This is a genomic window from Pseudomonas sp. GW821-FHT01E10 (assembly GCF_059422365.1).
This window is the reverse complement of record NZ_JBWKWT010000020.1, coordinates 1-17,704: the sequence shown is the minus strand read 5'-3', so window position 1 is coordinate 17,704 and position 17,704 is coordinate 1. Positions and strand designations below refer to the sequence as shown.

Below are 17,704 nucleotides of genomic sequence, written 5' to 3'. Positions count from 1 at the left end.
CTGCGCGCTTTCAAAGGCGCACAGCAACGCCATCCCGCGAAGGCGGAACGGGGCTCAGCGTGGAACAGGAATCAGGCGCGAGGGGGTCGCCATACCCCGGACGGGGTTTGGACTGGCAGTGCGTCTACAAAAAACGTGGTTACGACGGGGTTGAACAAGGTGACTGGAGGTTTAGCGATGCTGACTTGCAGCATGCCACCGGTCTTGCACTCCTGACCGGGCTTACAGGCTTTGCCGTGCTCGGACGGGGTGCTCATGTCCTGGCAGCAGTCTTTGTCCATGTCGCCCATCATCGCCATGCCCGTGGTTTTCATCGGGCAAGGTTCCGTGGGCGCCTGAATACCCGCCATTCCACTCAGCGGAAGCGCGAAGCACATCAGGAATATGAGACAACACCGCAAATAACGTTTCATGGACCGGAGTCTAGCCAGAGGAATCGTTGCTTACAATGACAGCTGGGTGAAAAACATATCGCACGGTGCAAGCACGGCCTCGCGATACATCGACAGACTTTTGGCCCACAATCAAACAAACGCAGGCTGCGACAGCCCACCAGCGCCCGGTGTTCAGATGAGGACTCGATGTGAACAAAAACCTCGCCAACGCCCAATCCACGCCACTGCGCATTCCGCGAACAGTCTGGGCCCTGGGCTTTGTCAGCCTGTTCATGGACCTGTCTTCCGAGCTGGTGCACAGCCTGCTGCCGGTGTTTCTGGTCACCACCTTGGGCGCCAGCGCCTTGACCGTTGGGGTGATCGAGGGCATCGCCGAGGCGACCGCGATGGTGGTCAAGATATTCTCCGGCGCCATCAGCGACTTTATCGGTCGGCGTAAAGGCCTGCTGTTGATGGGCTACGGTCTGGCGGCGTTGTCGAAGCCGCTGTTTCCCCTCGCGCACTCGGTTGATGTGGTATTTACCGCGCGCTTTCTGGATCGCATCGGCAAAGGCATTCGTGGCGCGCCGCGCGATGCGCTGGTCGCCGATGTCGCCCCCGCCGAAATCCGTGGTGCCTGCTTCGGCTTACGCCAGTCGATGGACACCGTGGGGGCGATTCTGGGTCCGGCTCTGGCGATCGTGCTGATGCTGTGGCTCGGGCAGATCCATCTGGTGTTGTGGTTTGCGGTGATCCCGGCGGTGATATCGGTGGCGTTGATTGTCGGTGGCGTCAAAGAACCTACCGATGTCGCCGGGAAACGCACCTTTCGCTCGCCTATCCACTGGAAGGTACTGCGGGAGTTTTCCCGGGGTTACTGGTGGGTGGTGATCGTCGGCGGGCTCTTCACGCTGGCCCGTTTCAGCGAGGCCTTTCTGGTCTTGAAAGCGCAGCAGACAGGCCTGACCGTCACTTGGGTGCCGATGGTGATGGTGGTCATGTCGCTGCTGTATGCGGTGTCGGCCTACCCTGCCGGCTGGTTGTCCGACCGGATCAGCCGCACCAAGTTGCTGTGTGTCGGCATGGGGCTGCTGATCCTGGCGGACCTGCTGCTGGCGCAAGCGGATTCGATCATGACCATGCTGGCGGGCGTAGCCCTGTGGGGCCTGCACATGGGTTTCAGCCAGGGCATTCTCGCGACGCTGATCGCCGACACCGCCCCCGAACATCTCAGGGGCACGGCGTTCGGCCTGTTCAATCTGATCAGCGGCGTGTGTCTGTTGATCGCCAGCGTACTGGCTGGCGCGCTATGGGAAACCTCGGGCTCCGCCAGCACTTTCATCGCCGGGGCGGTGCTGGCGGCTGCGGCGCTGGCGTTGCTCCTGTTGCGCAAGTCCTAGTCCGCTATCGCAGCGAACCCGCGTTGCAAATCCTCAATCAACGCGTCGACATCTTCCAGGCCAATGTGCAACCGCAGCACCGGGTTCAATGCGCGATCTGCCGCACTGTTGCGATCCTGGGTGTCGGCGACGGTGACCAGGCTTTCATAGCCGCCCCAGGACGCGCCCAGACCGAACACCTGCAACGCATCGATGAAGCGCTCTACATACGTAGCGTCGGCATCACGCAGTTCGAAGGACAGTAAGCCGTTGCTGCCCGTGAAGTCCCGTCGCCACAGTGCATGGTGGGGATGATCGGCCAGCGCCGGATGGAACACCCGTTTCACCTGCGGTTGCGCTTGTAGCCAATGAGCGATTTCCAGGGCCTGGCGTTCGTGCACCTCCAGGCGTGGCGCCAGGGTTCGGGCGCCGCGCAGCACCAGCCAGGCATCGTCGGGGCTGACGGCGCTGCCAAAGGTGTCGCTCATGGACGCCAGCGGCTGCCAGACTTCTTGCCGGGTACAGACGCTGCCCATGACCACATCGCTGTGGCCGCACAGGTACTTGGTCAACGCCATGATCGAGATGTCCGCGCCCAGAGTCAGCGGTCGGTACAGGTAGCCCGAGCCCCAGGTGTTATCGACGGCCAACAGAATGCCCCGCGATTTGCACAGTGCGGCGATGGCCGGCAGGTCGCAGAGTTCATACAGCAGCGAACCGGGTACTTCGGTGTAGACCATTTTGGTGTTGGCTTGCAGTTGCGCTTGCAGTTGAGTTTGTAGCCCGCTGCCGTCAGGCGCGAAGTAGCTGACCTGAATGCCGAACGGCTCAAGCAGTTCGCGGGCCAGACGCCGCACGGGCGCATACACCGCGTCGGTGATCAGCACATGATCGCCGGGCCGCAGGTAGGCCAGGAACGTCTGCGCCACCGCCGCCAGCCCGGTGCCAAACAAGCGGGTGCGATAACCGCCTTCCAGCTCCGTCACCAGGTCTTCCAAGGCAAAAGCGGTCGGATTGCCCCGAGCGCCATAGCTCAGCACCCGCTCCCGGTCACGGCGAGCACGGGCATCGCGCATCTGCGCCAGGTTGTCGAACAGCACCGTGCTCAAACGAGTGACGGGCACGTTGACACCTCGACTGCCACTGCCCTTTTCGGTACGCGCCGCCTGCACCAGACGGGTACGCACCCGCGCATCACGAGTCGCTTGAGAGGGCGCACGCAGCGGTTTCAGGCTGGCGATTTCGTCTGCGCTCATTTGCGCCAACAGACCGATTTCCCAGGCCAGGTACTGACGCGCCGCGTCCTTGTTACCGGCGTGGCGATCATGGGTAAAGAACAGAAAATCGATGCACTGGTGATCGGGCGGCGTGTTGGCATCCTCTTGCAACGCAAAACCCGCCTCGCGCCAGGCGTCAACACCGCCGCTCAACAGCCGGGTTTGTGCACGCTGAACATCGGGCAATTCCAGCGCCGCGAACGCCGCCAGCTGCGGGTCATCGGCCAGCAACACCAGGGGTCGCGGTTCACCGGCCACTTCACTTGCCAGCAACGAACGGATCGACCAACGTGAGCCGGCGATATGACCTTTGCGGAAGGTCATGCTCGGGCGCAGGTCAATCAATGCCACCGCGTCATCCTTCAACTCATCGGCCAGGGCCTGCGCGGTGGTCACGGGCAATGTTTCGTGAACGGATACTTCAAGCGCGGGCAATGCCAGACCGCTACTCGCCCCACCCTCCAGCACATAAGCTTCATGCCCCAACTGCCGAAGCCAACTGGCAACGATCGGCGCCCGTATGCCATCGCTGTCGAACAGCACCAACCGCGCCTGACGTACGCCGATATACAGGTCGGTAGACTGAATCAACTGCCCGCCCGGCGTGTGTTGCGCACCGGGCAAACTGCCGGCGACAAACTCCTCGGCAGTGCGCACATCGCACAGAAACAAACTGCGTGCGGCCTCCCCGGCCCACTGATCGACCTGCGCCGCCGTAACGGTGTTTACCCCGGCCCGTGCGGCCAGTTGTGCCGCGGCGAGGCGTTGTTGCGGCAAGGTCTTCGATGACACCTCATCGGCATAGCGGCGGGTGCTGCCATGTTCCAGCCGGAAATCTTCCAGGTACCAGCCCTGCGTACCGTTTTCCAAGGCGTAGACCGGGTTCTTCAATCCCAGATTGATCAGGGTCTGGGCGCCAATAATGCTGCGGGTTCGACCGGCACAATTGACCACAATCGGCGTGCTGTCGTCCGGCACCAGATCCTGTACGCGATAGCCCAGCTCGCCGTTCGGGCAGCAGACAGAACCGGGGATGGTCATCTTGCGGTATTCGTCGAACGGCCGACCGTCCAGCACCACCAGCGGTTCGCCCCGGGCTTGCCATTCAGCCAGCTGCCTGGCGGTGACATGCGGCGTATCACTGGCCTCTTCCACCAACTCGCCAAAGGCTTTGGACGGCACATGCACACCCGCGAACAGTTGCAGGCCTGCCGCCTGCCAGGCATCGGCACCGCCGTCGAGAATATGCACGCGGCTGTACCCCAGCGCCTGCAAACGCCGAGCAGAACGCACCGCGATGTCCCCGCCGTTCTGGTCATAGATCACCAGCCGCACCTGAGGATTCGGCGCCAGGCGTCGGACCTCCAGCTCCAGGCGACTGTAGGGCAGGTTCACCCCGTGAAACAGGTGGGCCTCGCCATATTGGCCATGCTCACGCACATCAAACAGGGCAATTTCCTGCCCGTCGAACAGCCATTGCTGCAGTTGCCCTGGGGTTACGGTCTGGCTCATGAGAGTCCCGCTTTGAAAGATAAAAAATGAATATTGTTGAAGGGCCTGCGACCAAATCCGGTCAGCTATGCGTGGCACTGAACCTGTGGCGAGGGAGCTTGCTCCCGTCGGACTGCGTAGCAGTCCTTTGTTTGGGGCCGCTTCGCGGCCCAGCGGGAGCAAGCTCCCTCGCCACAGGTTATTCATTGCTCGGCCTATCGCTTAAATGCCTGGTATCAGGGCCCGAGCACTCGTTGGCCGCGATTTCCCGGCAAGATCAATCATGCGTAGGCCTTGATCGACGGCGCCATTTGCGAGGCGTTGTAATTGAGAATGCGCCCGTCGGCCTCGACCCCGTAACGGCCGTTGAGCGATTCCAGCGGCAAACCATACAGGTGGAAATGCAGGGTCGGCTGCCCACCTTCGACACGGATGCCATGCAGGTCTTCACCGAGAAACGAGATCGACGTGCCGGGTTGCACGATCACTTCCTTTTCCAGGTGCAACGTGGTGAACCCAGGTTCGCGGCCCTCGTCATCACGGGTGTAGACGTAATTGATTTCCTGACCTTCGATGGCGCTGATGATCGCCCAGGTTTCGTGGTTGTGCGGGATCGTACTTTTACCCGGCAGCAATGAGTTGAGGTACAGCGTCGGCGTGTCGCCATCGTCGTTGAGGCGGTAGCGGAACGCGGTGCTGCCCTGCCCCGGCACGGGCGCCGGGAACGCGTCGAAATTGAACAGATCACGGCGCTCGGCCAGGGTTTCGAGCAAGGCGACGATCTCCGTCAACGCGGCGCGGTCGACGCCACGCTGATGGATGACGCGGATTTTCTTGAGGAAATCCTCGATGACGGCGGCACGGCTATCGGTACTCATGAACAGACTCCTCGGTATTAGACGGACAGGCTGTAGCGGCTCAGGTTACTCAACAGATACGGATCGTTGGCGACACGGGGACGGCGTCCCGGATCGCCCAGGGCGTGACGCAGAAACTCCCGGGTCCGCTCGCTGGTGGGGTTCTGGAAGATCTGCTCGGCACTGCCGCGTTCGACGATCACGCCGTTTTCGGTGAAGTAGACGATGTCGCTGATCTCTTCGGCAAAACGCATTTCGTGGGTCACCAGCACGCAGGTCATGCCCTCTTCCGTGAGTTCGCGAATCACCGTCAGCACCTCACCAACGGTTTCCGGGTCGAGGGCAGAAGTCACCTCATCGAACAGAATCAGCTCCGGGCGCATCGCCAACGCCCGGGCAATTGCCACCCGCTGTTGCTGACCGCCGGAGAGTTGCCCCGGATAAGCATCGGCCTTGTGCTCCATGCACACCTTGGCCAGCAAGGTGCGGGCATCTTTCTCGGCCTCGGCGCGGTTGCGCCCGAGCACTTTGCGCGGGGCGATTACCAGGTTCTCCAGCACCGACAAATGCGGAAACAGGTTGTACTGCTGGAATACAAACCCCACACGCTTGCGCAACTCGATGCGCTGGGTTTCCTGGGCCAGGGTGTGAACCTCGGTGGCGCCGACGCGGATGCTCCCGCGCTGGGGCTGCAACAAACCGGTGATGCAGCGCAGGATCGTCGACTTGCCGGAGCCGGACGGGCCGATGATCGAGACGGCCTGGCCGCGGTGCACGTCGAGGTCTATGCCCTTGAGCACCGGGTTGCTGCCAAATGACAGGTGCAGGTCGCGCAGGCTGACCAAGGGTTCGGCGACGGTTTCAGTAGAAGGCATAACGTCGCTCCAGGCGTTGGGTGAATCGGGAAATCGGGTAGCAGTAAGCAAAGAACAGCACCAGCAGGCTCAGGTAAATCACCACGGTGAAGCCGGTGAGGTTCACCGTGTTGCTGGCGATTTGCGCGGTGTCGATCACGTCATGCACGCCCACCAAAGACGCCAGTGCGGTGCCCATGGTGATCACCGCGTAGAGATTCATCCACGGCGGCAACATGCGCTTGAAGCACTGCGGCAGAATGATCGAACTAAAAATCTGCCCGCGAGTGAAGGCCAGGGATCGCGCCGCTTCCCACTGGGTACTGGGGATCGAGGCGACCGCACCCCGGAAGATCTCCGCTACGTTGGCGCTCGCCGGCAACGCCAGGCCAATCGTGACCTTGACCCAGTCCGGGAACGAGACATAAGTGCTGCCGATGCGGATCTCGAACGGGAACACATAGGTGGTGAAATAGATCAGCACCAGCCACGGCGCGTTGCGAAAAATCTGCACCCAGATCCGCGCCGGCAAGCGCAACAGCCACAACGGCGACAACGTCAGGGCACCGACCAACAACCCCAGCAACGAGCCCAGCCCGATCGCCACCAGACTGATCAGAATGTTCTGGCCAAACCCGACGACCAAGGCCGGCGACCATTGCAGCAAAGCCTTGAGTACCGGGCTGTGCGGCGCGAAATACACCAGCCAGAACACGGCCCCCGCCAACAGCAGCAATTTGCCGACATGCCGACGCGGCCAGGCCAGCGGCGCAGTGACGGACGATTCAATGACCATAGCCGGGCATCCTCAAGCGCGCTTCGAGCAGGCGCCCCACACAATTGACGGTAAAACTCAACAGGCCGAAAAACGTCAGGATCAGAATCATCAGCTCCAGCACGTTATCGCTCTGGGTCCAGATCATGATCGCCGCGTAGGTGATGTCGCCGACGGCAATGGCCGAGGCGACAGCGGTCATTTTTACCAGGTCGATCAGGTTGTTGATCAGCGACGGCAAGGCGAAACGCAAGGCCAGTGGCAGTTGCACATTCCACAACAACTGGCGGCGGCTGAACGCCAGCGAACTGGCTGCCTCCATCGTCACCGCCGGCACCGCTTCGATCCCGGCACGCAGGGCTTCGGCATGAAACGCGCCCTTGTGCAGCGAAATCACGATCACCACCCAGGCGAACGGCGTCAGCGGGTTGGCCGCGCCAACGGCCTGGGTCAGCAGCATGTTCAGCACCAGAAATGCGCAATACAGCTGCACCAGCGTCGGCGTGTTGCGGGTGACTTCGACAAACACCCGCGCAGGTTTTGCCAGCCAGGGTTTGCCCGAGGTCAGCATCGCCGCCAAACCGCCCCCCGCGAGCAGGCTGCCGACGATGGTGAACAGGCACAGCAGCACCGTGGTCAGCGCGCCCTTCTCCAGGGTTCCGCGCTGATAAGCGTCCAGCAGAAAGCCGTAGTTCAGGCCGAATCCGGCGGCCCAGTGGACGAACAGTTCCATCCGGTGATTCCTTGAGCGACCGCCGAGTTCTTCGACTGCCTGTTGAAAACGATAAGGTGAACCGCTCAGGCGCCGTTGGCCTGGAACTGTTTCTGCAACTCCACCAAGGCCGGTGACGCGGGCGTGATGCGGTTACGGGTCTGGGCGTCGATCAGCCAGCCGCTGCGGTGCAGTTCCTTGACGATGGGGTCGAGCCGGGCCTGGGTATCGCGTTCGCCAGGTCGGGTCCAGATCACTGAAGGGGCCGGGTTGAGCTCCGGGCTGAGCGCGCGATAGCCCTGCCATTCGGCGTTGTCGGCGATCAACGGGTTGATCAGCGTGGCGTCATGCACTGCCGCGACGCAGTTGTTGCCACGCAGCGCGAGCAAGGATTCCGACGAGCTCTTGAACGCCTTGATCTCCACGCCCAACTCGGTGAGCGGCTTGATGTAGCTGCTGCCCTGGGAGGTGCAGACGGACTGGCCCTTGAGGTCTTCCCAACGGCTGATCTTGCTGTCCTTGAGTAGCGCCGCGGTACCGCCGACACGGTAGAACGGCGTCGGCACAAAACCGAGGATCTCACCGCGCTCGGCGGTCCATTCCATGTTGGCGATCAACAAATCCACTTTGCCCTGCTGCAAAAACTGCACGCGGTTGGCGGGCAATACCGGCACCAATTGCACCTCGGCGCCCAACTGCCGACCCAGTTCCTGAGCGAGGTCGACGTTCAAGCCCCGAGGTTTCTGAGTACCCGGATCGATACCGCCGAAGGGGCCGCCGGACAGTACGACTCCCACCGTCAGCACATGGCGTTGCTGGATCTTGTCCAGCGTGGCATCAGCCTGAGCCCCGGCACTGGTAGCCAATGAGATCAAGGCGCCCAGCATCACAGGCAACCATCGTTTTACAGGTGAGCGCTCAAGCAACATGGATTTCCCCTCATGGATGATCGGCGTTCCCCGACCTGATGAGGCGGCATCCTAGGTACAGTCCTGAAGTAACGGAAATTCAAATATCTAATATCGTTATAACTTGCTGTGTTTACTCCAAGTAACAACCTTCAAGACGCCAGCAATTACTGACACTCCAGACCTGAACACTAAAATATCGCCAAAAACACATAAACAAATGTAATGTTTATGTTTACAGCCTTGATATAAAAACAGCCCCGGAAATGGCCATGCCGACCTCACCCACCCTCGATCTCGAATTACTGCGCACCTTCATTGCCGTGGTCGATCACCACAGTTTTGCCGAGGCCGGCGCGCAACTGGCCCGCACACAATCGTCGGTCACCCAGCACATGCAACGCCTGGAACAACAAGTGGGGGTGAGTCTGTTCGAGAAGCGCGGGCGTCAGAAGCAACTGACTGAAGCCGGTTTGCAGTTGTTGCGTCATGCGCGGCAGATGCTCTCGCTCAACGATGATGCGCTGAACTCCCTGCGCGAAAGCAACTTGAGCGGTGTGCTGCGGATTGGCTCGCCCCATGACATCGCCGACACCATCCTGCCGCCGATCCTCAGCCACATCGCCCGCTCGGCCCCGCGCTTGCGCCTGGAGATCGATGTCGGCCGCAGCCCGTTTCTGATGGACGACCTGCACCGAGGCAAGGTCGACATGGTGATCTCCACCCGTGAAGACCCGACGCTCGAAGGCTTCGCCTTGCGCACTTCGCCGGTGTGGTGGATCTGCTCGGCACAGTACATTCATACGCCCGAAGAACCCTTGCCGCTGATTCTGGTGGATGAACCGAGTATCTATCGTCGCTACGCCCTGGAGGCGCTGGAGCGCGCCAACATTCCATGGCGCCAGGCGTACCTGGCGTCGAACCTGATCGGCATCAAGGCCGCAACGCGTGCCGGGCTGGGCGTCACGCCCAGAAGCATGGAAATGCTCGGCCCGGACATGCGCGTGCTCGGCGAAAACGATGGCCTGCCAAGGCTGCCGGACGTGACCTACCACTTGTGGATTCGGCCCAACACCGTGAACCCGCTGGTGCGTCGGGCCTATGAGTTGATCAGGAGCAGTCGAGGGCTTTGACACAGCCATTCAGAAGACCCGATCTGCGAGCGGGTCGCGCAGAACCTGCAACGGCTGCGGGGCAAGCGCCATTTGTCCCTCGACGCTCTGGCCCGGCAATGCGGCGTGAGTCGGGCGATGCTGGCGCAGATCGAATCCGGACGCAGCGTGCCGTCGATCAAAGTACTGTGCAAAAGCTTTGCCGCGCGTCCGCAAGTGCAGCAGTGTTACTACGTCGCGGGCGAGTGGGACTTCGTGCTGATCCTCGCGGTCAGGAGCATGCAGCAGTACAACGACCTGACCCGCGAGTTGCTCTTTGAGAACAATAACGTCAAACGCTTCAAAACCCTTGTTTCGATGAGCACCGTGAAGCTGGGTTTGAATATCCCGTTGGGCGTTGAATAGCCTACGGTGCAGGATACGCAACTATAGCGCTGGTGGGGGGCTGCGCCCCATTTCCTCTGTAATTTAACGACGGTATTTCTTTTGTAAAAGATCGATGGCGATCGCTACTGCAAATAAAGCAGCCGCTGCCAAAATCAACATACGAAGATGGTCAGATTGCGTCGAGGTTATATATGAATAAGCCCCGTGATTATTGATCAGGACTTGATGTGTCGCATCTTGATTTTTCGTGCCCTCCCCCGCATATTGAACAAACAAGCTATTTCGATAAAAAAACAGTAAGACACCAGAAGTCCCAGCTAAAAATTTAGAAACCAAAAAAACCATTTTCATGTTCATCACCACGGACATCCAGCCGATCCAGAAACAGCGCTCGTTTGTCCAGCAAAAACCTCCTCACCAGTCTCACCAAATAAATCCTTTCCTGCTTTTCTCAAGCGCTTTCTTTTTTCTCTTTTCTTATACCAATCAAAGACCAACCAAGAAAAAAACAGACAACAACCCCTATCGCCGCCGCAACAAGCACGAGAATAGATGAGTTAACTTTATTAGTTGTTGCAACAAGCCTTACCAGCGCAGTAAATGCGACACCACTATAAATACTATTTTGCAAAGTTTTTCTTGGGTTTAATGGTTGCCTTACGATGTAAAATAGCGCCCCAAACATCATTGAAATAACAATTGAGCAGGTAATTATGAGTAGCATCATGTGACCCCATCCTGATTAAAGCAATCATTAACTGAACTACTGAGACTGAGATGAGCAGGAGGGAACCGCCGCCCCCCCGCTTTTGAGTAGACAAGCAAATAAGCGCCAATGGCTACTGGGGTCAATCAGGTTGAGTTTACAGGCGATAAAGTATAGATATGATCATTGACGACAGATCTCACGCCAGTGACTTTTAATTTACCACTATCGTAGAAAGTTTTTTCGTCCATGGACTACTCCTACTACTTCTAACGATCCATCTAAAGGCGTTCGTGGCAACTCAATTCAAATAGGCATCATTCTGGGTGATGCTAGTACAGGGCCATCACCCTGTCCAATGACTGCTCTTGGCCCCCGTGACTGGGGGGACCAACAGGCCTCTTCGTGCGAAAGATTCTGTAACCTCAGCGACCAAGACGATCCGCCAATCTCCTGGCCTGCTGAGTCGCGACCTCACGCGCGCCGAGGTCAACGTCTTCCCCCAGGATGGTTTTCTCTACAATTACCGAGTGCACATCCGTCACGCCGATAAATTTCAGCCAGGCTTCCACGTAGGGCTTCTGGAAGTCGAAGCGCTCTGCCGGGGTGATCGACTGCGCCGAAAAATCCAGGCCGCGGGCATACATCACCACAGCGGTCTTGTTGTGCAGCATGCCTTCCAGACCGCGCTCCGGGTCGAAGCTGAACAGGATGTCTTTCTGCGACACCAGGTCGATGAAGTGCTTGAGTTTGTACGGGATGCTGAAATTCCACAGTGGTACGGACATCACCAGCACATCCGCGCTGTGCAGATGCGCGGCCAGATCTTTCAAGGTGTTCCAGGCGTCTTGTTGTACCGGGGTCAAGGGCGTGCCATTGAGTCCGGCGTATTTGGCCTCCATGGCCTGATCATTGAACTCCGGCAACGCCATGCTCCAAAGGTCGAGGGTGATGATTTCGGTGTCCGGGATGTTTTCCTGATAGCGCGCAATGAAGCTGCGGGCGACTTCAAGGGAGGCCGAGCGCTGTTTGCGCGGGGAACATTCGATATGCAGAAGAGTAGTCATGGCACGCCTCGGGTAATGGGAGATGGGGGGCGGCAAACATTGCAACATAGTTTTATTTGGAATATAAATCGTAAATAAACAAGCCATTAATCACATATCAAACTATGTTCGATGCTCTGCTACTCAAGACTTTTGTCACAGTCGTCGATGAAGAAGGCTTCAGCCGTGCAGCCGAGAAGCTGCACCTGACCCAGTCCGCGGTCAGTGGGCACGTGCGACGACTGGAAGAACAGATTGGTAAACCCCTGTTGAGGCGTACCACCCGTTCCCAGCGACTGACGCCCGATGGCGAACGCCTGGTGGCTTATGCACGCACGATCCTCGCGCTGAACCGTGATGCCTGGGCAGAACTGACACGCACGCCGTTTCACGGGAGGCTGCGGATCGGGGTATCCGAAGACTTTGTCGAATCGCGACTAATGCGGACTTTTCAGGATTTCGCGGCGCAGTACCCGGGGATGGAGATCGACGTGCAGGTGGGCATTCCGGGCACGTTGCTGGCCTCGATGAAACAAGGGCATCTGGAACTGGTCATCGGCTCTCTGTGCGAAACCAGCGACACGGGGCTGCTGCTATGGCAAGAACCGCTGGTGTGGGCCTGGTCGGCGCAGCCCGTCACCGAGTTACCGACGCCGTTGCCGCTGGCCCTGTTCCCCGAGCCGTGCCCTTATCGCGAGGTGGCCCTGACACAACTGGCTCGGGCGGGGATCGCCCAACGAACGGCGATGTTGTGCAGCAGCACGGCCGGATTGCGAGCCGCAGCGCTTGCTGGCTTCGCGGTAGCGCCCATGCCAGTCAGCCAGTTGGGGCAAGGACTGGCGGTTCTTGGTACGGAACAAGGATTGCCAGATTTGCCGGATGCGCAGTTTCGGTTGTTCAGCGCTCCTGAAGCGGATCAGGCGATTGTGGCCGCGGTCACTCAACTCATTGTGGAGTATTGCTCTACGCGCAGGACCTAAGAATCATACCTTGTTGACCCCGTTACTCACTGCTCAGGGAGAGCGCCATGTCTGTAGAAATCCAGCTTTCGGAAAATGCGACTGAAGCAGAGCGACTAGGCATTTTGACCCCATTGCTGGCCCATAACCTGGCCAACGGTGGCGACGACGCCTATGAAACTTTTGCTCTGTTGCTACGAGACGCTGACAGTAACGAAGTTATGGGTGGGCTGTACGGCAAGATCTCTTATCGATGGCTGCTCATCGATCTTGTCAGCGTTCCCGAGTCAATGCGCGGTCAGGGTATCGGAGAACGGCTAATGCGCATGGCTGAAGAAGTCGCGCAGAAAAAACACTGCATTGGTATCTGGCTGGAGACCTTCAGCTTTCAGGCTCCCGGTTTTTATCGAAAACTGGGTTACTCCGAATTCGGACGCCTGGCAGACTATCCACCAGGACATACCCGGCTCTATTACCAGAAGTCGTTGTGCTGACCGCGTTTTCGATCCAGGGCCGATAGCTGCGCTTCGTAACGGACGGCTATCGGCCAAAAGCGAACCTTAACGATGGTGAATCAGTCCTCACCTTCATGCGCTCATTTGCCAACCCGGTGCCGTGCAGCTACTGTCAGCGTTATGAATCAGCCACGAATTGCCTTGACCACGACTACCACGACCGCCAGAGGCGGGTCGTGAGAGGTGACGTGAGCCAATAACACACGAACTTCAAAGGCCCGCCAGTGATGGATAGGGCCTTTTCTTTTGCCCTTGTGTCGCTGGTCCAAACGCAAGGAAAAGCACTATGTATGCACTGTTGATTCTCGATATGCAGGTTGGGTTGTTTCATGGTCCGGAAAAACCATGGGCTGGCGAAGCTCTGCTAGACACGTTGAATAACCTGTTGAGTAAAGCCCGGCGTGCAGGTGCGCCGATTTTTCTCGCACGCCATATTGGTCCACCTGGTTCGCCTATCGAGTCCGGAAGTCCGTTGACGCAACTGGTGCAGGAACTGGAGCTACAGGGTGACGAAGTGATCTTCGAGAAAAGCCGACCCAACGCCTTCACCAAGACTGCTCTGGCCGATCAGCTACGAGCTTGTGGCGCTCAGGGCGTGGTCATTACCGGAATGAAGACCCAATACTGCGTCGATAGCACCTGCCGCGCTGCACGGGATTTTGGATTCGATGCAGTGCTGATCGCCGATGGCCACACCTGCAACAGCACCCCTGCGCTGAAGGCTGAAGAGATTGTTGCTCATCACAATGCGACTCTGGCGGGACCATTCTGTCGCGTCGTATATGCTGAGGACTGGTGTTTCTAACCGCCATCGACAGACCGGTCCGAGTCAGGACCGATCTGCCCACTTTGGGCCGACAGCAGCCGTCGCCGAGTGGCAATGGTCGTAGCCCGCCCCTATCGCCCCCGGCTGCGCCCTCTTCACGCTCACACCTGATCCATAGCCTCGACCACTCCCTGATCCTCACCCAGAAACCCGCCGCTTTGATGCTGCCACAGCCGCGCATAAATCCCGTTCTTCCCGAGCAATTCGGTGTGGGTGCCCTGCTCGATGATGCGTCCGTTGTCCATGACGATGAGCCGGTCCATGGCCGCAATGGTGGACAGTCGATGAGCGATGGCGATCACCGTCTTACCCTGCATCATTTCATCGAGGCTTTCCTGTATGGCCACTTCGACTTCCGAGTCCAGCGCGCTGGTGGCCTCGTCAAGAAGCAGGATCGGGGCATTCTTGAGCATCACCCGGGCAATCGCGACGCGTTGGCGCTGGCCGCCCGACAGCTTGATGCCGCGCTCACCCACAAGGGTGTCGTAACCGGTATGGCCTTGCCGGTCGCTCAGTTGGCTGATGAACTCGTCGGCCTGGGCATTGGCCGCGGCGCTGCGGATTTGCGCGTCGGTCGCATCGGGGCGGCCGTAGGCGATGTTGTCACGAATGGAACGGTGCAGCAGGGAGGTATCCTGCGTGACCATACCGATGGAGCCGCGCAGGCTGTCTTGCGTCACTTTTGCGATGTTCTGGCCGTCGATGCGAATCTCCCCGCTGTCGACGTCATAAAAGCGCAGCAGCAAGTTGATAAGCGTGGATTTGCCGGCGCCAGAGCGGCCAACCAGACCGATCTTTTCGCCCGGACGGATGTGCAGGCTCAGGCCATCGAGCACCTGACGTTCGCCATTGTAGTTGAAGCTCACCTTATCGAAGGTGACCGCGCCGCCGGAGGTCACGAGCACGCCCGCGTCCGGCGCATCCTGCACCTTTGGGCCCCGGGTAAAGGTTGCCATGCCATCCTGCACGGTGCCGATGCTCTCGAACAGCGAGGTCATTTGCCACATGATCCAGTGCGACATGCCATTGATACGCAACGCCATGGCGGTGATTGCCGCCACGGCTCCTGCGCCGACCTCACCCTGGTGCCATAGCCACAGGGCATACCCCCCCGCCGCCATGATCAACGCCACCACCAATGCCTGGTTGACGATCTCGAACTGGCTTACCAGGCGCATCTGACGAAAGCCGGTTTGTTTGAAATCCTCCATCGCTGCACGCGCGAAATGCGCTTCACGATTGGAGTGGGAGAACAGCTTCACCGTCGTGATGTTCGTGTAGGCGTCTGAGATACGCCCGGTCATCATCGACCGCGCATTGGCCTGTTCCTGCCCGACTTTCCCCAGGCGGGGCACGAAGTACCACATGGCCAGCCCGAACAACACGACCCAGGCAATGAAAGGCAGCATCAGTTTCAGGGCGAAGCCGCCGGCCAGTGCGATGATCGCGATGAAATACACCCCGATCCCGGGCGCGATCTCGATAAGGGTGAATAGCATGTCGCGCACCGCTAGCGCCGTCTGCATCACCTTGGTAGTGACCCGGCCGGAAAACTCATCGGAAAAAAACGAAAGGCTTTGCCGCAGCATCAAGCGATGGAAGTCCCAGCGCAGCCGCAACGGCAAGTTAATCGCCAATATCTGATGCTGCACCATGGTGCGCAACGCCACCAGCCCGACACTGGCCACCATGATGATGCCCATGCCCCACAACACGCGACTTTCCTGCGCAGCCGCTTCACCGCCTGCCTGCCAGGTCGAGAGCAGGTCCACGACCTGCCCGAGGAAGGAAAACAACCAGGCTTCGTAAATCGACACACCGGCACTGAGCAGCGCAAACACCAGAATGTAACCGCGAGCACCCCGCGTACAGGCCCACAGGAAGCGAGCCAGACCGTCGGGTGGCGGTGGTACCTCGTCAGGAGGAAAAGGGTCGAGCCTTCGTTCAAACGCACGAAGCATGGTGTTCTCCAAAACGATCAAGTTGAGGAGATTCTGCCATTGAACGGTTGCTTTGAGGGGGTTGCGAAGTTAGAGGTATGGCGCTTAGGCAGGTCGCTCTGAGGATTGGGCTGCCGGGGGCGGCTTCTTATACTTCGCCAGAGATCCGGTCGGCAGCGATAAATGGCCGGTATCGAAGGGAACTGGCCAAGACCGGACGTTCATCGAAGGACCGCTTTCAGCTGTGGATTCAACCGGTCGATGCAACACAACTAAATTCTGTGTAAGCAGAAGGAGTGTTGCAGATGAAGCAGAGACCTCGGATCTATTACACCGAAAGCCAGAAAAAACTGATGTGGGATCACTGGCAAAAAGGCGACTCTCTCCAGCACATCGCCCAACTATTTGATCGAAACCACTCATCGATACAGCACATCCTGGCGGAAACAGGCGGTATCAGACCCGCTCTACGTCGCAGGTCCAGATTGGCGCTGACGTTGGCTGAACGCGAAGAGATTTCGCGTGCAGTGGTGGCAGGTAACTCGATCCGTTCCATAGCCGCGCTGCTAGGGCGAGCAGCCTCTACGATCAGTCGTGAGATCAGACGCAACGGTGGCCAAGGAGGTTACCGGGCTAATCGAGCTGATCAGGCTGCCTGGGATCGCGCCCATCGACCCAAGATCTGCAAGCTTGTTGAGAACCGAGCGGTGGCGCAAATTGTTGCAGACAAGCTTCAAGTGCAGTGGTCACCGGAACAAATTGCCGGCTGGCTGAAGCGCACCTACCCGGACGATACGAGCTATCAGGTGTCACACGAGACGATCTATCGCACCCTCTTCATACAGGCTCGCGGGGCTCTGAAGAAAGAGTTGCTTGAGCATTTACGGCGAACGCGAGCCATGCGTCGTTCGCGCCATCACACGCAGAAGAAAGAAAATCACGGTCGAATCACAGACGCAGTATCGATCCGCGAACGCCCGGCCGCGGCTCAGGATCGGGCGGTGCCTGGTCACTGGGAAGGTGACCTGCTGTGCGGTAGCAGGAACAGCCAGATTGCCACTCTTGTGGAGCGTCATACCCGTTACGTAATGCTGGTGAAGTTGGCCGGTAAGGATACCGAGACGGTCATCAGCGCCCTGATCGAAAACGCCCGCGAACTCCCCGAGGAACTCTACCAATCGCTGACGTGGGATCGCGACAAAGAGATGGCTGACCATAAGCGTTTTACGGTGGCTACCGACATCAAGGTCTACTTCTGCGACCCTCATCGTCCCTGGCAACGGGGATCGAATGAGAACACCAACGGGTTGTTAAGGCAGTACTTCCCGAAAGGGACCGACCTGGCGGAGCACTCACAAGCCACGCTCAATGAAGTGGCAAGGCAGCTGAACAGCCGTCCTCGGAAAACACTGAACTACGAAACGCCCGCTGAACGATTTAGCCAATCTGTTGCATCGACCGGTTGAACCCACAGCCGATTTCTGCCGTTCGTGAAGGGCAGAAATCGACCCAGGCTGTGTGAAAACGCGCTAAATACGTCGAGAACTGAGAGGCGCGAGGATTGCCTGTGAAATCAGCGGGCGGAA

Annotated in this window: 18 protein-coding genes; 7 read left to right on the top strand and 11 right to left on the bottom strand. The window is 58.9% G+C overall.

All coding sequences use genetic code 11. The features are described from left to right. Positions 1–71: 71 nt before the first annotated feature. A complete protein-coding gene (locus AC07V0_RS25005) occupies positions 72–413 on the bottom strand; it encodes a hypothetical protein (RefSeq protein WP_495020014.1) in 342 nt (113 codons plus the stop codon). A 170-nt stretch (positions 414–583) separates the two neighbouring features. Here AC07V0_RS25005 and AC07V0_RS25000 point away from each other — a divergent pair, with 170 nt between their 5' ends. After that, on the top strand, positions 584–1,774 hold the full coding sequence (locus tag AC07V0_RS25000; protein WP_495020013.1) for an MFS transporter: 1,191 nt from the start codon (positions 584–586) through the stop codon (positions 1,772–1,774). Here the strand turns inward: AC07V0_RS25000 and metC are convergent. The 6 genes from metC to AC07V0_RS24970 all read right to left on the bottom strand — a co-directional run bounded on the left by metC (position 1,771) and on the right by AC07V0_RS24970 (position 8,648). Next, the gene (gene metC / locus AC07V0_RS24995) at positions 1,771–4,542 is read right to left on the bottom strand and encodes a cystathionine beta-lyase (protein WP_495020012.1); all 2,772 of its coding nucleotides are present in this window, start codon (positions 4,540–4,542) and stop codon (positions 1,771–1,773) included. The two genes, AC07V0_RS25000 and metC, sit on opposite strands and share 4 nt — an antisense overlap. A 260-nt stretch (positions 4,543–4,802) precedes the next feature. Continuing rightward, positions 4,803–5,399: a cysteine dioxygenase family protein gene (locus AC07V0_RS24990; protein ID WP_495020011.1), complete on the bottom strand. Its 597-nt coding sequence runs from the start codon at positions 5,397–5,399 to the stop codon at positions 4,803–4,805. A gap of 17 nt (positions 5,400–5,416) precedes the next feature. Beyond that, positions 5,417–6,253: an amino acid ABC transporter ATP-binding protein gene (locus tag AC07V0_RS24985; RefSeq protein ID WP_495020010.1), complete on the bottom strand. Its 837-nt coding sequence runs from the start codon at positions 6,251–6,253 to the stop codon at positions 5,417–5,419. Then, positions 6,240–7,028 (bottom strand): amino acid ABC transporter permease, encoded by a 789-nt coding sequence (locus AC07V0_RS24980; protein WP_495020009.1) that lies wholly within the window; start codon positions 7,026–7,028, stop codon positions 6,240–6,242. The genes AC07V0_RS24985 and AC07V0_RS24980 overlap by 14 nt, the downstream gene beginning before the upstream one ends. Next, on the bottom strand, positions 7,018–7,740 hold the full coding sequence (locus AC07V0_RS24975; RefSeq protein ID WP_495020008.1) for an amino acid ABC transporter permease: 723 nt from the start codon (positions 7,738–7,740) through the stop codon (positions 7,018–7,020). Before AC07V0_RS24975 ends, AC07V0_RS24980 begins: the two co-directional genes overlap by 11 nt. A 65-nt stretch (positions 7,741–7,805) precedes the next feature. Beyond that, positions 7,806–8,648 carry a transporter substrate-binding domain-containing protein gene (locus tag AC07V0_RS24970; RefSeq protein ID WP_495020007.1) on the bottom strand — a complete coding sequence of 281 codons (843 nt, stop codon included), beginning with the start codon at positions 8,646–8,648 and terminating at the stop codon, positions 7,806–7,808. A gap of 251 nt (positions 8,649–8,899) precedes the next feature. Here AC07V0_RS24970 and AC07V0_RS24965 point away from each other — a divergent pair, with 251 nt between their 5' ends. Next, complete coding sequence (locus AC07V0_RS24965; protein ID WP_018929776.1) at positions 8,900–9,760, top strand: LysR substrate-binding domain-containing protein; 861 nt, start codon at positions 8,900–8,902, stop codon at positions 9,758–9,760. A 21-nt stretch (positions 9,761–9,781) separates the two neighbouring features. Continuing rightward, entirely contained in the window at positions 9,782–10,144 is a 363-nt protein-coding gene (locus AC07V0_RS24960) for an Lrp/AsnC ligand binding domain-containing protein (protein ID WP_495020043.1), read from the top strand. Positions 10,145–10,207: 63 nt separating this feature from the next. Here the strand turns inward: AC07V0_RS24960 and AC07V0_RS24955 are convergent, their stop codons facing one another. The 3 genes from AC07V0_RS24955 to AC07V0_RS24945 form a co-directional block, all read right to left on the bottom strand. Continuing rightward, positions 10,208–10,495, bottom strand: coding sequence for a hypothetical protein (locus AC07V0_RS24955; protein WP_495020006.1), 288 nt, complete (start codon positions 10,493–10,495; stop codon positions 10,208–10,210). A gap of 82 nt (positions 10,496–10,577) precedes the next feature. Then, a complete protein-coding gene (locus AC07V0_RS24950) occupies positions 10,578–10,853 on the bottom strand; it encodes a hypothetical protein (protein WP_495020005.1) in 276 nt (91 codons plus the stop codon). Positions 10,854–11,257: 404 nt separating this feature from the next. After that, positions 11,258–11,899, bottom strand: coding sequence for an FMN-dependent NADH-azoreductase (locus AC07V0_RS24945; RefSeq protein WP_495020004.1), 642 nt, complete (start codon positions 11,897–11,899; stop codon positions 11,258–11,260). A gap of 104 nt (positions 11,900–12,003) precedes the next feature. Here AC07V0_RS24945 and AC07V0_RS24940 point away from each other — a divergent pair, with 104 nt between their 5' ends. The 3 genes from AC07V0_RS24940 (at position 12,004) to AC07V0_RS24930 (ending at position 14,157) form a co-directional block, all read left to right on the top strand. Then, positions 12,004–12,858: a LysR substrate-binding domain-containing protein gene (locus AC07V0_RS24940; protein WP_495020003.1), complete on the top strand. Its 855-nt coding sequence runs from the start codon at positions 12,004–12,006 to the stop codon at positions 12,856–12,858. Between the two features lie 47 nt (positions 12,859–12,905). Continuing rightward, on the top strand, positions 12,906–13,331 hold the full coding sequence (locus AC07V0_RS24935) for a GNAT family N-acetyltransferase (protein ID WP_495020002.1): 426 nt from the start codon (positions 12,906–12,908) through the stop codon (positions 13,329–13,331). A 307-nt stretch (positions 13,332–13,638) separates the two neighbouring features. Continuing rightward, positions 13,639–14,157 carry a cysteine hydrolase family protein gene (locus AC07V0_RS24930; protein WP_105345673.1) on the top strand — a complete coding sequence of 173 codons (519 nt, stop codon included), beginning with the start codon at positions 13,639–13,641 and terminating at the stop codon, positions 14,155–14,157. A gap of 122 nt (positions 14,158–14,279) precedes the next feature. Here the strand turns inward: AC07V0_RS24930 and AC07V0_RS24925 are convergent, their stop codons facing one another. Beyond that, entirely contained in the window at positions 14,280–16,139 is a 1,860-nt protein-coding gene (locus tag AC07V0_RS24925) for an ABC transporter ATP-binding protein (protein ID WP_495020001.1), read from the bottom strand. A 284-nt stretch (positions 16,140–16,423) separates the two neighbouring features. Here AC07V0_RS24925 and AC07V0_RS24920 point away from each other — a divergent pair, with 284 nt between their 5' ends. Further along, entirely contained in the window at positions 16,424–17,584 is a 1,161-nt protein-coding gene (locus AC07V0_RS24920) for an IS30 family transposase (protein WP_495020000.1), read from the top strand. Positions 17,585–17,704: the final 120 nt, after the last annotated feature.

What these genes read in the sequence shown, in the direction of transcription:
- AC07V0_RS25005 (WP_495020014.1), bottom strand. Translation starts at nt 413, where the DNA reads ATGAAACGTTATTTGCGGTGTTGTCTCATATTCCTGATGTGCTTCGCG.
- metC (WP_495020012.1), bottom strand. Translation starts at nt 4,542, where the DNA reads ATGAGCCAGACCGTAACCCCAGGGCAACTGCAGCAATGGCTGTTCGAC.
- AC07V0_RS24990 (WP_495020011.1), bottom strand. Translation starts at nt 5,399, where the DNA reads ATGAGTACCGATAGCCGTGCCGCCGTCATCGAGGATTTCCTCAAGAAA.
- AC07V0_RS24985 (WP_495020010.1), bottom strand. Translation starts at nt 6,253, where the DNA reads ATGCCTTCTACTGAAACCGTCGCCGAACCCTTGGTCAGCCTGCGCGAC.
- AC07V0_RS24980 (WP_495020009.1), bottom strand. Translation starts at nt 7,028, where the DNA reads ATGGTCATTGAATCGTCCGTCACTGCGCCGCTGGCCTGGCCGCGTCGG.
- AC07V0_RS24975 (WP_495020008.1), bottom strand. Translation starts at nt 7,740, where the DNA reads ATGGAACTGTTCGTCCACTGGGCCGCCGGATTCGGCCTGAACTACGGC.
- AC07V0_RS24970 (WP_495020007.1), bottom strand. Translation starts at nt 8,648, where the DNA reads ATGTTGCTTGAGCGCTCACCTGTAAAACGATGGTTGCCTGTGATGCTG.
- AC07V0_RS24965 (WP_018929776.1), top strand. Translation starts at nt 8,900, where the DNA reads ATGCCGACCTCACCCACCCTCGATCTCGAATTACTGCGCACCTTCATT.
- AC07V0_RS24955 (WP_495020006.1), bottom strand. Translation starts at nt 10,495, where the DNA reads ATGTCCGTGGTGATGAACATGAAAATGGTTTTTTTGGTTTCTAAATTT.
- AC07V0_RS24950 (WP_495020005.1), bottom strand. Translation starts at nt 10,853, where the DNA reads ATGATGCTACTCATAATTACCTGCTCAATTGTTATTTCAATGATGTTT.
- AC07V0_RS24945 (WP_495020004.1), bottom strand. Translation starts at nt 11,899, where the DNA reads ATGACTACTCTTCTGCATATCGAATGTTCCCCGCGCAAACAGCGCTCG.
- AC07V0_RS24940 (WP_495020003.1), top strand. Translation starts at nt 12,004, where the DNA reads ATGTTCGATGCTCTGCTACTCAAGACTTTTGTCACAGTCGTCGATGAA.
- AC07V0_RS24935 (WP_495020002.1), top strand. Translation starts at nt 12,906, where the DNA reads ATGTCTGTAGAAATCCAGCTTTCGGAAAATGCGACTGAAGCAGAGCGA.
- AC07V0_RS24930 (WP_105345673.1), top strand. Translation starts at nt 13,639, where the DNA reads ATGTATGCACTGTTGATTCTCGATATGCAGGTTGGGTTGTTTCATGGT.
- AC07V0_RS24925 (WP_495020001.1), bottom strand. Translation starts at nt 16,139, where the DNA reads ATGCTTCGTGCGTTTGAACGAAGGCTCGACCCTTTTCCTCCTGACGAG.
- AC07V0_RS24920 (WP_495020000.1), top strand. Translation starts at nt 16,424, where the DNA reads ATGAAGCAGAGACCTCGGATCTATTACACCGAAAGCCAGAAAAAACTG.